Here is a 12,576-nt window from a genome sequence, read left to right on the forward strand (position 1 = left end):
TCGATAGGATCGGGTGGTGCCAGTGAATCCCGAACTGCTCGGTCGTGAGTTCCCGCCGACGCCGCCGTACCTGGTCGGCCGCGAGAAGGTGCGCGAGTTCGCCCGCGCCGTCTTCGCCGATGCGCCGGAGCACCACGACCCGGAGGCCGCGGCCGCGCTCGGCTACGCCGACGTCGTAGCCCCACCGACATTCGCCATGGTCATCCAGGACCTGACAATGCAGCAGCTGCTCGCGGAGCCCGACTCGGGCATCGTGCTCGAGCGCACGATCCACGCGAAGCAGAGCTTCCGCTGGACCCGGCCCATCGTCGCCGGCGACGAGGTCACGGGCCGGATGACCGTCACGGGCGTCCGCGCGATGGGCGCGGGGGCGATGGTCACGAGCGAGACAGAGATCCTCGACGCCGAGGGCGACCACATCGTCACGGCGACGTCCGTGCTGCTGATCGGGGGAGAAGAGTGAGCGAGCTCACCGTCGGCGACGTGATCGCCGAGCGCACCGTCCACCTGACGCGCGAGTCGCTCGTGCGCTACGCGGGAGCGTCGGGAGACTTCAACCCGATCCACTACCGCGACGACGTCGCCGCCCGCGTGGGCCTCGACGGCGTGCTCGCGCACGGGATGCTCACGATGGGCCTCGCGGTCGCGACGATCGGGGAGTGGCTCGGCGACGCCGGCCGGATCGTCGACTACGCCGTGAACTTCAGCAAGCCCGTCGTCGTCGATGCCGAGACCGGCGCGGATGTGACCGTCTCGGCGAAGGTCGGCCAGGTCGACGACCAGACCGCCCGCATCGACCTCACGGTCACCTTCGGCGGCACCAGCGTGCTCGGCAAGGCGCAGGTGCGCGTCCGGAGGGCGTGATGCCCGAGGTCGCCCCGATCCCGCTGCGGGACCTGACGACGCTGCGCGTGGGTGCCGCGCCCGCGCGCATGGTCGACGCGCACACGCGCGACGAGCTCGTCGCGGCGCTCCGCGACGTCTGGGAGACGGGCGACGAGCCCTGGTTCGTTCTCGGCGGCGGATCCAACCTGCTCGCCGGAGACGAGCCGTTCCCCGGCACGGTGATCCGGATCCTGACGTCCGGCTTCGAGGAGATCCCGGGTGCGCGGGACGGCTTCGTGCGGCTGCGCGTGGAGGCCGGGCAGAACTGGGACGAGCTCGTCGCGTGGACCGTGTCGCAGGGGCTCGCCGGCATCGAGGCGATGTCGGGCATCCCCGGCACCGCGGGAGCGGCCCCCATCCAGAACGTCGGCGCGTACGGCCAGGAGATCGTGCAGACGCTCGTCGAGGTCGAGCTCATCGACGAGGCCACCGGCGACGTCTCGACGGTGCCGGCCTCCGAGCTGGGCCTCGGGCCTCGAACGTCGGTGCTCAAGCACCACTACGGGTCGGTCGCGCCGCGTTCGGCCGTTGTGCTCTCGCTCACGATCGACCTCGCGCGGGTGGGGCACGAGGCGCGCCCGGTCGCGGATGCGCGCCTGCGGTCGGCCCTCGGGCTGACACCGGATCAGGCGGTGTCCGGATCCTGGATCCGCGAGACCGTGCTCGCCATCCGCGGCAGCAAGGGGATGGTGCTGAACGAGCCGGATCACGACACGCACAGCGCCGGATCCTTCTTCAACAACCCGATCGTCTCCGAGGCGGTCTCCCGCACTCTTCCCGCCGAATGCCCGCGGTGGCCGATGACGCCCACGGTCGACGCGGTGTCGGTCATCCCGCTGTCGCAGTGGGACGGCTACGTCCCGCCGCCGGCGCGGACCGAGACGCAGGTGAAGGTCAGCGCCGCGTGGCTGATCGAGAACTCGGGGCTGCCGAAGGGCTTCTCGCTGCCGCGCTCGCGCGCATCGCTGTCGACGAAGCACACGCTCGCCCTCACGAACCGCGGCGGCGCCACGGCCGGCGAGGTCGGCGAGCTCGCCCGCTTTGTGCAGAGCCGCGTCGCCGCGGAGTTCGGCATCGTGCTGATGCCCGAGCCGGTGCTCGTCGGCGTCGAGCTCTAGCCCATCCTGTCGCTCGCGACGTCCGTCAGCGCCGGCGGCGGATCACCGGGATCGGCGAGGTCACGACCGCGTCGACCACCATCGAGCCGTCGGTGGGGCCGATCACGGGGATCGTCGTGGTCGGGGTGACCTCGCGCGGGTCCACCCGCATGGTGGCGAGCTTGCGGTGCGCGCTGACGTAGGACGGGATCAGCAGCGCGACGGCGCCGAGCCAGGCCAGCGGGTTGCTGAGCGCGACCCCCATGAAGCCCATCAGGCCGCCGAGCACCACGGCGGCGGCGGTGCGCATCACGAGCTCGACGATGCCCGTGACGGTCGGGATGAGCGTGTGGCCGAGTCCCTGCAGGGCGCCGCGGATCACGAAGAGCACGCCGAGCAGCGAGTAGGCGGCGCCGTTGATGATCAGCATCCCGTGCGCGAGCTCCACGACGGTGTCCGCGCCGTCGCCGACGAACACCCGCACGATGGGCGCACCGAGGAGGATCATGAACAGGCCGAGCAGCACGGCGGCGGCCACCGCGAGCCCGGTCGCCTGCGAGACGCCGCGACGGATGCGGTCGGGGCGGCGGGCGCCGAGGTTCTGCGCCGCGTACATCGACACGGCGAGGCCCAGCGACTGCAGCAGCGCGATCGCCAGGCTGTCGATGCGCGACGCGGTCGTGTACGCCGCCACCGCCTCGGTGCCGAGCGTGTTGAGCGCGACCTGCACCGTGATCGTGCCGATCGCGATGATCGACGCCTGGAAGCCCATCGGCAGGCCGAGGCGCAGGTGCTCGCGCAGATCATCGCGTGCCGCGCGCCAGTCCTCGCGTCGCACGTGAAGCACCGGCAGGCGGCGCCGCACGTAGTCGAGGCACAGCAGCACCGACACGCTCTGCGCAAGCACCGTCGCCAGCGCCGCACCGGCCACGCCGAAGTCGAGCACGCCGACGAACAGCAGGACGAGCGCGATGTTCAGCACGCACGAGACAGTGAGGAACACCAGCGGCGTGCGCGAGTCGCCGATGGCGCGGATGATCGCCGACAGGTAGTTGAAGAACATCATCGCCGCGGCGCCCAGGAAGCTGATCTGCGTGAACACGGTCGCCTCGTCCATGAGCTCGGCGGGCGTCTGCATCAGCGCGAGCGCGGGCGCCGCGATCAGCGGGGCAGCGACGGTGATGATCACCGTGACGATCGCGGTCAGGATCGTGCCGGCCGCGACCGAGCGGCGCACGGCGGCGTCATCCTGCGCCCCGCACGCCTGCGCGGTGGGGATCGCGAAGCCGCTCGTGAGGCCCCAGGCGAATCCGAGCAGCAGGAACAGCAGGCTTCCCGTCGCGCCGACGGCGGCGAGGGAGTCGACGCCGAGGTAGCGGCCGACGACGATCGTGTCGGCGATCTGATACGCCTGCTGCACGATGTTTCCCAGCAGCAGCGGCACCGAGTACAGCAGGATGACGCGCCACGGGGTGCCCGTGATCAGGGAACGAGCCATGTCTCTCCGATGAGGATGGTACGGCGCACGGCCGCCCGCGGACGCGGACGACCGTGCGGAAGGAGGGTCAGCTGAACAGGCGCTGCAGGCGCTGCACGCCCTCGAGCAGGGCGTCGTCGCCCAGGGCGTACGACAGGCGCAGGTAGCCACTGGGGCCGAACGCCTCGCCGGGCACGACCGCGACCTCGGCCTCGTCGAGGATGAGGTCGGCGAGCTCCAGCGACGTGGTCGGGGTGCGGCCCGCCCACTCGCGACCCAGCAGGCCGCGCACGTCGGGGTACACGTAGAACGCACCCAGCGGGTTCGGCACCTCGACGCCGGGGATCTTCGACAGCTCTCCGACGATCAGACGGCGGCGGCGGTCGAACGCCACGCGCATCTCCTCGGCATCCGTCTGCGAGCCCGTCAGCGCGGCGAGGGCCGCGCGCTGGGCGACGTTGTTGACGTTGCTCGACAGGTGCGACTGCAGGTTCGCCGCGAGCGAGATCGCATCGGCGGGCCCCACCATCCAGCCCACGCGCCATCCGGTCATCGCATAGGTCTTCGCGACGCCGTTGAGCAGGATGGTCTGCTCGGCGAGGTCGGGGACGGCCTCGACGATCGACATGGCGCGGGCGCCCTCGTAGACGAGGTTCTGGTAGATCTCGTCGCTGATCACCCAGATGCCGTGGGCGAGCGCCCACTCGCCGATCGCCTTCGTCTCCTCCGGCGTGTAGACGGATCCGGTCGGGTTCGAGGGGGACACGAACACCAGCACGGTGGTGCGGTCGGTGCGCGCCGCCTCGAGCTGCTCGACCGTGACCTTGTAGTCCTGGTCGGCGCCCGCGAACACCTCGACGGGCACGCCGTCGGCGAGGCGGATGGCCTCGGGGTAGGTGGTCCAGTACGGCGCCGGGAGCAGCACCTCGTCGCCGGGGTTCACGACCGCCTGGAACGCCTGGTACACCGCCTGCTTGCCGCCGTTGGTGACGACGACGCGCGACGCGGGGACATCCAGGCCCGAGTCGCGCAGCGTCTTCGCGGCGATCGCCTCGCGCAGCGCGGGGAGGCCGGCGGCCGGGGTGTACCGGAAGTTGCCCGGGTCCTTCAGCGCCTCGGCGGCGGCATCGACGACGAACGCGGGCGTCGCGAAGTCGGGCTCCCCGGCGGCGTACGAGATGACGGCCTTGCCCTCGGCCTTGAGGGCCTTCGCCTTTGCATCGACCTTCAGCGTGGCGGATTCGGCGATGGCGGAGAGCTTGCGGGAGAGGGGGGCGCGGTCGGTCACACGCACGAGCGTAGTAGCTGACGCCCCGTCGCATGAGAGCGTTACGGCCGCGCGCCCGCCCTGGGCGGCAGGCGTAATGTCGGCAGTGCAGGACGGTCTGCGGCGTCGGCGCCGACGCGATCGCGGACTGAGACAGACGCGAATCCGGAGGAGAACCGTGAACGAACGCGAGAAGGCGCTGCTGGACGAGGTCGACACCCGCCTGTTCATCGGGGGCGAATGGGTCGACTCCTCGTCGGGGAAGACCTTCCAGGTGCGCGATCCCGCGACGAACGAGGTCGTCGCGCATGTCGCGGATGCGACCGAGGAGGACGGGATCGCCGCGCTGGATGCGGCCGTGGCGGTGCAGGAGGAGTGGGCGAACACGCCGCCTCGTGTGCGCAGCGACATCCTGCGTCGCGCGTTCGAGCTGGTGCGGGAGCGCGCGGATGACGTGGCGCTGCTGATGACGATCGAGATGGGTAAGCCGCTCGCGGAGGCGAAGGGCGAGGTCACGTACGGCAACGAGTTCAACCGGTGGTTCAGCGAGGAGGCGGTGCGCATCGCGGGCCGTTACGGCTCGAACCCGGAGGGCACGGGGCGGATCATCGTGTCCCAGCGTCCGGTGGGTCCGTCGTTCTTCATCACGCCGTGGAACTTCCCGTTCGCGATGGCCACGCGCAAGATCGCCCCGGCGCTCGCCGCGGGCTGCACGGTCGTCATCAAGCCGCCGCAGCTGACGCCGTTGACGACGCTGTTCTTCACGAAGCTGCTGGTGGAGGCGGGCCTTCCGAGGGGTGTTGTGAACGTCGTGACGTCGGCGTCGTCGAGTCGGGTGTCGGCGCCGATCATCGCCGATCCGCGGCTGCGAAAGCTCTCCTTCACCGGGTCGACCGAGGTCGGCCGCAAGCTCATCACGCAGGCCGCGGAGGGCGTGCTGCGGGTGTCGATGGAGCTGGGTGGCAACGCCCCGTTCGTCGTGTTCGAGGACGCCGACCTCGACAAGGCGGTGGAGGGGGCGATGCTCGCCAAGTTCCGCAACATCGGGCAGGCCTGCACCGCGGCGAACCGGTTCATCGTTCACGAGTCGGTCGTCGAGGAGTTCGCGAGGCGGATCACCGAGCGCGTGACGAAGATGAAGATCGGCCGCGGCACCGAGGAGGGGGTCGAGATCGGTCCGCTCATCGACTCCGACGCCGTGGACAAGGCCGTCGAGCTCGTGACGGATGCGACCCAGCGCGGCGCGACGGTGGTCGCGGGCGGCGAGCGGGTCGACGGGCCCGGCACGTTCTACCAGCCGACGGTGGTCACCGGCGTCCAGCCCGGCAGCGCCATCCTGCGGGAGGAGATCTTCGGCCCCGTGCTGGCGATCGCCACGTTCGCCACGGAGGACGACGCCGTGCGCCTCGCGAACGACACCGAGTACGGCCTCGTCTCCTACGTGTACACCGAGGACCTGCAGCGCGGTCACCGCATGATCGAGCGCCTCGAGACGGGCATGATGGGCCTCAACGCGGGCGTCGTCTCCAACGCCGCGGCCCCGTTCGGCGGCGTCAAGCAGTCCGGCGTCGGCCGCGAGGGCGGCTTCGAGGGAATCCACGAGTACCTCTCCACGAAGTACACGTTCCTCCCGAACGGCTGACGTCGCTCTCACTGTCCGGCGCCACGCGCGGGCGCCCCCACGGTTCGCGGGGTCTCAGGGCATGCCGTATGCTTGTGTGGCAGTTGTCATCTGCATTCTTTCGCCGTGCCCGGCTTCCGGACGGGCGGGGGAGCGGATGATCCAGGGGTCCGACGGATCTCTAGGGCGGTAGCTCAATTGGCAGAGCAGCGGTCTCCAAAACCGCAGGTTGCAGGTTCGATTCCTGTCCGCCCTGCGCGTCAGCGTCAGCTGACTCACGAAAGGCAGTCAATGGTCCAGGACGCAGCAAGCGGCGACGTCGTCGCGGCAGGCACGAGCGGTGAGAAGAAGCCCGGCTTCTTCGCACGGATCGTGATCTTCTTCCGCCAGGTCATCGCCGAACTCCGCAAGGTCGTGACTCCGACCCGCTCGGAGCTGCTGAAGTTCACGGCTGTCGTGCTGGGATTCGTGGTCGTGATGATGGCCCTTGTCTACGGTCTCGACTACCTCTTCTCGTGGGTCACGACGGTCGTCTTCGGAGTCCCGGCCTGACCTGCTGACGCATCGCTCGCCCTGCCCGCCGGCAGGTGAGCATGCGGATGAAGCGCACCCGCTCATCCGCCGTTGAACGGAAGAGATGAACGCCAGTGTCTGAAAAGCACGTCGACGACGCCGACTGGGCGCCGGCAGCCGAGCAGTCGAGCGAGGAGGACGAGGCCCAGGAGGGCAACGTCCTGTACGCCAACCTGCACGCCAGCGACTCCGCCGAGCACCTCGCGATGCACATCGACGGCCCGAATGACGAGGACGACGAAGTGAGCGACGAAGACATCGAGATCGACGACCCGGAGGCTGACGCGATCGTGAACGACGCCCTGAACATCGACGAGACCGAAGAGGTCGAGGCTGCCGCCGAGGTGCTGAACGACTCCGTGGAGGAGGAGGCCGCCGAGCGCGAGGCAGCCGAGGCCACCGAGGTCGCCCCGTACGACGGCCCCGACGTGAACGGCGACGAGGACGAGGCTGACGCCGACGCGGATGCAGACGCCGACCCGTACGAGGCGTTCCGCCAGGAGCTGCGCTCGCTCGAGGGCAAGTGGTACGTCATCCACTCCTACGCCGGCTTCGAGCGCAAGGTGAAGGCCAACATCGAGCAGCGCAAGTCGACGCTCGAGGTCGAGGACGACATCTACCAGGTCGAGGTCCCGATGGAGGACGTCGTCGAGATCAAGAACGGCCAGCGCAAGATGGTCACGCGCGTGCGCATCCCCGGCTACGTGCTTGTGCGCATGGAGCTGAACGAGGACACCTGGTCGGTCGTGCGCCACACGCCGGGCGTCACCGGCTTCGTGGGCAACGCCCACAACCCGACGCCGCTGCGCTTCGAGGAGGCCTTCAACATGCTGAAGCCCCTCGTCGAGATCAAGGAAGCACAGGCTCAGGCCAAGAGCGGCGCCCCCAAGGGCAGCGCCACGCAGGCCCGCGTCATCCCCGCCGAGGTCGACTTCGAGACCGGCGAGACGATCACGATCAAGGAGGGCTCGTTCGCGGGCCTTCCCGGCACGATCAGCGAGATCAAGCCCGAGAGCGGCAAGCTCACGGTCCTCGTCTCGCTCTTCGAGCGCGAGACTCCGGTCGAGCTCAGCTTCGACCAGGTCACCAAGATGGTGTAGTTCTTCTCACGAGCGCGAGGGGGTCGATCCACAGGATCGGCCTCCTCTTGCTCTGCTAAGATCTACTGGTTTGCGCCATGTCTGCGCGAACGACACCGCTCGCAGGATCCGGATCTCCGGATGGTCCTGCGTGCGGGAGAGCGGATGCAACCGGCATCCGCTCGATGAGAGGAAGAGGAAATGGCACCGAAGAAGAAGGTGACCGGCCTGATCAAGCTTCAGATCAACGCCGGTGCAGCCAACCCGGCGCCGCCGATCGGCCCGGCCCTGGGTCAGCACGGCGTCAACATCATGGAGTTCTGCAAGGCGTACAACGCCGCGACCGAGTCGCAGCGCGGCAACGTCATCCCCGTGGAGATCACCGTCTACGAGGACCGCAGCTTCACGTTCGTTCTGAAGACCCCGCCGGCCGCGGAGCTCATCAAGAAGGCCGCCGGCCTCGCGAAGGGCTCGGCCACGCCGCACACGGTCAAGGTCGGCAAGCTCACCAAGGAGCAGGTCGCCGAGATCGCCAAGACGAAGCAGCCCGACCTGAACGCGAACGACATCGAGGCCGCCTCGAAGATCATCGCCGGCACCGCCCGCTCCATGGGCATCACGGTCGAGGACTGAGGGGGATAACCAACATGGCTACCAAGTCCAAGGCTTACGCCGCCGCCGTCGAGAAGCTCGAGGCCGGCAAGTTCTACACGCCCACCGAGGCCGTCGCCCTCGCGAAGGAGACGGGCTCGAAGAAGTTCGACTCGACCGTCGAGGTCGCGCTGAAGCTCTCGGTCGACCCGCGCAAGGCCGACCAGATGGTGCGTGGCACCGTCATGCTGCCGCACGGCACGGGTAAGACCGCCCGCGTCATCGTCTTCGCCAACGGCCCCGCGGCCGAGGCCGCCATCGCGGCCGGTGCGGACGAGGTCGGCGGCACCGAGCTCATCGAGAAGGTCGCCGCCGGCTGGACCGACTTCGACGCGGCTGTGTCCGTGCCGGAGCTCATGGGCCAGGTCGGTCGGCTGGGTAAGGTCCTCGGCCCCCGCGGCCTGATGCCGAACCCCAAGACCGGCACCGTGACCCCCAACCCGGCCAAGGCCGTCGAGGAGATCAAGGGCGGCAAGATCGAGTTCCGCGTCGACAAGCACGCCAACGTCCACTTCATCGTGGGCAAGGCGTCGTTCTCGGCCGAGCAGCTTGACGCCAACCTGCAGGCCGCGCTCGACGAGATCGTGCGCCTGAAGCCGTCGAGCTCGAAGGGCCGTTACATCCAGAAGGGCGCCGTGTCGACCACGTTCGGCCCCGGCATCCCGCTGGACGTCAACGTCATCGCGTAACACGCGCATCGCAGAAGGGGCTCCGCCGTCAGGCGGGGCCCCTTCCGCATTTCCGGATGATCCGGATCAGGCGGTGCGACGGATCTCGAAGCCGCTCGCACTGGTCGGCTCCGCCGGGGAGGTGTCGAGCGACGTCACCGCGGCGCCCGCCGCCCCGTGCTCCATCCAGGCGAGCAGCGCGTCGACGGCCGCGGCCTCGCCCTCGACGAGGGCCTCCACGGAGCCGTCCGCGAGGTTGCGCACCCATCCGGCAACGCCCAGGCGCCGGGCCTGTGCGCGCGTCTCGAAGCGGAACCCCACGCCCTGCACCCGGCCGCGGACGATGACGTGGACGCACAGCTGCCGAGGAGTCATGCCTCCATCGTGGCGGGCGGATCAGGCGACGGCGAGCCCCGCGGCGAGCAGCAGCATCGCGACGGCGATGAAGGCGTCGAGGATGCGCCATGCGCGCGGGGAGCGCAGCCAGCGCGCCGCGAAGCGTGCGGCGACGGTCATCAGCGAGAACCAGATCGCGCTTCCCGCGACGGCGCCGGCGCCGAACACCCAGCGCAGGTCGCCGTAGCCGGCCGACACCGAACCGACGAGGAACACCGTGTCGAGGTAGGCGTGCGGGTTCAGCCAGGTGATGGCCAGGCACGACAGGATCGCCGGCGCCAGCGTGCGGGAGGGTGCGGTCTGGGCGACGCGCACCAGCGTCGCGGTGCCGCCACCGAGGTCGGATGCGGGAGCGGCGGCCGGTGCCGTCGGCTCGTCGAGCACGATCGACTGCTCCTGCGGGCGCAGCGCTCGCCAGGCGGCCATCAGGCCGTACGCCGCCAGGAAGACGACGCCGCCCCAGCGCACGAGCTCGAACAGCCACGGGATGTGCTGGACGACCACGCCGAACCCGGCGACGCCCGCCGTGATCAGGATCGCGTCGCTCACCAGGCACGTCACGGCGAGCGCGACCACGTGGCGCCGTTGCACGCCCATCCGCAGCAGGAACACGTTCTGCGCGCCCGGGGCGATGATCAGCGAGAGGCACAGGCCGAGGCCGGCGAAGAGGGCGGTGAGCACCCTTCGACGGTAGGAGCGTTCGTGCGATGATCAAAAGCGACGTTCAAGATTCTTCGCTTGATTAAGGACTGCTTCATGTTGATCGCGCCCGATCTGGCCGCCACCGTCGCGGCGATCGTCGACGAGGGGAGCCTCGACGGCGCCGCCCGGCGCCTGCGCATCACGCCGTCCGCGGTGAGCCAGCGGCTCCGGGCTCTCGAGGGCCAGCTCGGCCGGGTGCTCGTCGTGCGGGCGAAGCCGGCGCGGGCGACGGAGGCCGGTGCGGTCGTCGTGCGACTCGCGCGGCAGTACGCCCTGCTCGGCCACGACGCCGGCGTGGAGCTCGGGCTCGAGGGCCCTGGTCGGATGCACGTGCCGATCGCGGTGAACTCCGACTCGCTGGCGACGTGGTTCCTCCCCGCGCTTCAGCCGGTGCTTCACGCGCACGACATCGCGCTCGAGCTTCACCGCGACGACCAGGATCACACCGCCGAACTGCTCGAGGCGGGAACGGTGACGGCCGCGGTCACCTCGCAGCGCGACCCCATCGCCGGCTGCGTGGTCACGGACCTCGGATCGACCGTGTACCACCCGGTCGCATCGCCCGCCTTCATCGAGCGCTGGTTCCCGGCGGGATCCGGGCTCGACGCCCTCGCCGCAGCTCCCGTCGTCGACTACGACCGCACCGACGACCTGCAGACGCAGTGGCTCGAGGAGCGGGGAGTCGACCCGACCCGTCCGCCGCGGCACTATGTCCCCGCCTCGGAGGACTACGCGACCGCGGTGCGGCTCGGCTTCGGATGGGGCCTGCTGCCGCCGATGCAGGCGCAGGCATCGCTCGACGCCGGCCGCCTCGTGCGTCTCGACGGACCGCGCATCACCGTCCCGCTGTACTGGCAGCAGTGGAACCTGCGCTCCCCGCTGCTCGCCGACATCCGCGAGGCGGTCGTCACCGCCGCCCGCGCCGCGCTCGAGCAGGACTGAGCCGCGGGATCCGGATCAGTCGGCGGAGACCCGCAGCACGAGCTTGCCGCGCGTGTGGCCGAGCTCGAGCTGCCGATGCGCCTCGGCGGCGTCCTCGAGCTCGAACACCTTCTCGATGTAGACCTGGATCGCCCCGGAGTCGAGCAGTCGCCCGATCGTCCCGAGCGCGGTGCCGTCGGGCGTGACCTTGAAGCTGGTCGCGCGCACTCCCGCCTCGGCGGCGGCCTCGGCGTACTCGGGCCAGCTGCCGGTGGGGACGACGACGAGGAGACCGCCCGGGCGCAGCACGCCGAGCGAGCGGCGCCCCGTGTGCGCGTGCACCTCGCCGACGAGGTCGATCACGACGTCCACGTCGGTCACCACGTCCTCGAAGCGCGTCGTCGTGTAGTCGATCACGACCTGGGCGCCGAGCTCGCGCAGCCAGGGGGCGTTCGCCGAGGACGTCGTGGCGGTGACGTGGGCCCCGAAGTACGCGGCGAACTGCACGGCGAAGTGGCCGACACCGCCCGATCCCGCGTGGATCAGGATCCGCTGCCCCTCGTGCGCGCGGGCGGTCTCGACGACAAGCTGCCACGCCGTCAGGGCCGCGAGCGGCACGCCCGCGGCCTCGGCGTGCGACAGCGACGCCGGCTTCGCGGAGAGCGACAGCGACGGCGCGACGACGTACTCGGCGTAGCTTCCCGGCGTGCGTGGGGCCGCCACCATGCCGTACACCGCGGTTCCCGGAGGCAGGGGATGGGCCTCGTAGGGCGAGGCGACGACAACGCCCGAGAAGTCGAACCCGGGCACGGCGGGGTAGCCGCCGACGGCGTGGGAGACCCCGCGGCCCGAGCGGGTCTTCGCGTCGATGGGGTTCACGCCGGCGGCGACGACGCGCACGAGCACCTCGTCCATGACCGGCACCGGTGCGGGGACCGTCTCCACCCGCAGGGAGGAGGCGTCACCCGGGCCGTCATACACGACGGCGCGCATCTGCTCGGGGGGAGGCGCCGGCAGTGTGCCGGCGAGGCCTGCCGAGCGCGGAGTGATCGTGCGTGCCGGGCGGAATCTCATCGATCGTCCCCTTCTCGGCGGTTCAGCGGATCGTGCATCGTCGCCCGATCCCTCGTATCGAGAGTCAACCCGTCCAATGTCTCGCGGGTGTTTCGGCGGTGAAACAGATCCGCGGCGCCGGTGGGGGAGGCCGGATGGCGACCCGCGGGCGTTGCGTCAGGATGG

General features: G+C 70.2%; 14 protein-coding genes and 1 tRNA gene. 10 read left to right on the forward strand and 5 right to left on the reverse strand.

What is annotated here, in order from left to right; translation table 11 throughout:
* Positions 1-16 precede the first annotated feature (16 nt).
* Genes ABD161_RS07155 through ABD161_RS07165 form a run of 3 tightly spaced genes read left to right on the forward strand, consistent with a single transcriptional unit; the run spans position 17 to position 2,003 of the window.
* Positions 17-463, forward strand: a complete 447-nt coding sequence (locus tag ABD161_RS07155; RefSeq protein WP_344001047.1) for an FAS1-like dehydratase domain-containing protein — start codon at positions 17-19, stop codon at positions 461-463.
* Complete coding sequence (locus tag ABD161_RS07160) at positions 460-864, forward strand: MaoC/PaaZ C-terminal domain-containing protein (protein ID WP_344001049.1); 405 nt, start codon at positions 460-462, stop codon at positions 862-864. Before ABD161_RS07155 ends, ABD161_RS07160 begins: the two co-directional genes overlap by 4 nt.
* Entirely contained in the window at positions 864-2,003 is a 1,140-nt protein-coding gene (locus ABD161_RS07165) for a UDP-N-acetylmuramate dehydrogenase (protein WP_135113886.1), read from the forward strand. The genes ABD161_RS07160 and ABD161_RS07165 overlap by 1 nt, the downstream gene beginning before the upstream one ends.
* Before the next feature lie 25 nt (positions 2,004-2,028).
* Here the strand turns inward: ABD161_RS07165 and ABD161_RS07170 are convergent, their stop codons facing one another.
* Positions 2,029-3,480, reverse strand: coding sequence for an MATE family efflux transporter (locus ABD161_RS07170; RefSeq protein ID WP_344001051.1), 1,452 nt, complete (start codon positions 3,478-3,480; stop codon positions 2,029-2,031).
* Positions 3,481-3,547: 67 nt separating this feature from the next.
* Positions 3,548-4,747 (reverse strand): pyridoxal phosphate-dependent aminotransferase, encoded by a 1,200-nt coding sequence (locus ABD161_RS07175; protein ID WP_344001053.1) that lies wholly within the window; start codon positions 4,745-4,747, stop codon positions 3,548-3,550.
* Positions 4,748-4,904: 157 nt separating this feature from the next.
* Here ABD161_RS07175 and ABD161_RS07180 point away from each other — a divergent pair, with 157 nt between their 5' ends.
* The 6 genes from ABD161_RS07180 to rplA all read left to right on the forward strand — a co-directional run bounded on the left by ABD161_RS07180 (position 4,905) and on the right by rplA (position 9,339).
* Complete coding sequence (locus ABD161_RS07180) at positions 4,905-6,368, forward strand: NAD-dependent succinate-semialdehyde dehydrogenase (RefSeq protein WP_344001056.1); 1,464 nt, start codon at positions 4,905-4,907, stop codon at positions 6,366-6,368.
* A 162-nt stretch (positions 6,369-6,530) separates the two neighbouring features.
* A tRNA-Trp gene (locus tag ABD161_RS07185) sits at positions 6,531-6,603 on the forward strand.
* Positions 6,604-6,638: 35 nt separating this feature from the next.
* Positions 6,639-6,899, forward strand: coding sequence for a preprotein translocase subunit SecE (gene secE, locus ABD161_RS07190; protein ID WP_135113882.1), 261 nt, complete (start codon positions 6,639-6,641; stop codon positions 6,897-6,899).
* 95 nt (positions 6,900-6,994) lie between these two features.
* The gene (nusG, locus tag ABD161_RS07195; protein ID WP_135113881.1) at positions 6,995-8,020 is read left to right on the forward strand and encodes a transcription termination/antitermination protein NusG; all 1,026 of its coding nucleotides are present in this window, start codon (positions 6,995-6,997) and stop codon (positions 8,018-8,020) included.
* Positions 8,021-8,200: 180 nt separating this feature from the next.
* A complete protein-coding gene (gene rplK / locus ABD161_RS07200; protein ID WP_135113880.1) occupies positions 8,201-8,632 on the forward strand; it encodes a 50S ribosomal protein L11 in 432 nt (143 codons plus the stop codon).
* 14 nt (positions 8,633-8,646) lie between these two features.
* Positions 8,647-9,339 carry a 50S ribosomal protein L1 gene (rplA, locus tag ABD161_RS07205; protein WP_135113879.1) on the forward strand — a complete coding sequence of 231 codons (693 nt, stop codon included), beginning with the start codon at positions 8,647-8,649 and terminating at the stop codon, positions 9,337-9,339.
* Between the two features lie 66 nt (positions 9,340-9,405).
* Here rplA and ABD161_RS07210 read toward each other — a convergent pair whose 3' ends face one another.
* Positions 9,406-9,693 (reverse strand): acylphosphatase, encoded by a 288-nt coding sequence (locus ABD161_RS07210; RefSeq protein WP_344001060.1) that lies wholly within the window; start codon positions 9,691-9,693, stop codon positions 9,406-9,408.
* Positions 9,694-9,714: 21 nt separating this feature from the next.
* The gene (locus tag ABD161_RS07215; protein ID WP_344001062.1) at positions 9,715-10,395 is read right to left on the reverse strand and encodes a LysE/ArgO family amino acid transporter; all 681 of its coding nucleotides are present in this window, start codon (positions 10,393-10,395) and stop codon (positions 9,715-9,717) included.
* Between the two features lie 75 nt (positions 10,396-10,470).
* On the opposite strand from ABD161_RS07215, the gene ABD161_RS07220 reads away from it, so the two are divergent.
* Positions 10,471-11,358 (forward strand): LysR family transcriptional regulator ArgP, encoded by an 888-nt coding sequence (locus tag ABD161_RS07220; protein WP_344001064.1) that lies wholly within the window; start codon positions 10,471-10,473, stop codon positions 11,356-11,358.
* A gap of 15 nt (positions 11,359-11,373) precedes the next feature.
* On the opposite strand, the gene ABD161_RS07225 is transcribed toward ABD161_RS07220, so the two are convergent.
* Complete coding sequence (locus tag ABD161_RS07225; protein ID WP_344001067.1) at positions 11,374-12,411, reverse strand: NADP-dependent oxidoreductase; 1,038 nt, start codon at positions 12,409-12,411, stop codon at positions 11,374-11,376.
* Positions 12,412-12,576 lie beyond the last annotated feature (165 nt).

The organism is Microbacterium paludicola, assembly GCF_039529675.1.
Lineage (GTDB): Bacteria > Actinomycetota > Actinomycetes > Actinomycetales > Microbacteriaceae > Microbacterium > Microbacterium paludicola.

Bases quoted from the DNA above. Each gene is read 5' to 3' on its own strand.
- ABD161_RS07165 (WP_135113886.1), top strand. From the start codon at position 864: ATGCCCGAGGTCGCCCCGATCCCGCTGCGGGACCTGACGACGCTGCGC.
- ABD161_RS07170 (WP_344001051.1), bottom strand. From the start codon at position 3,480: ATGGCTCGTTCCCTGATCACGGGCACCCCGTGGCGCGTCATCCTGCTG.
- secE (WP_135113882.1), top strand. From the start codon at position 6,639: ATGGTCCAGGACGCAGCAAGCGGCGACGTCGTCGCGGCAGGCACGAGC.
- rplK (WP_135113880.1), top strand. From the start codon at position 8,201: ATGGCACCGAAGAAGAAGGTGACCGGCCTGATCAAGCTTCAGATCAAC.
- rplA (WP_135113879.1), top strand. From the start codon at position 8,647: ATGGCTACCAAGTCCAAGGCTTACGCCGCCGCCGTCGAGAAGCTCGAG.
- ABD161_RS07210 (WP_344001060.1), bottom strand. From the start codon at position 9,693: ATGACTCCTCGGCAGCTGTGCGTCCACGTCATCGTCCGCGGCCGGGTG.
- ABD161_RS07220 (WP_344001064.1), top strand. From the start codon at position 10,471: ATGTTGATCGCGCCCGATCTGGCCGCCACCGTCGCGGCGATCGTCGAC.
- ABD161_RS07225 (WP_344001067.1), bottom strand. From the start codon at position 12,411: ATGAGATTCCGCCCGGCACGCACGATCACTCCGCGCTCGGCAGGCCTC.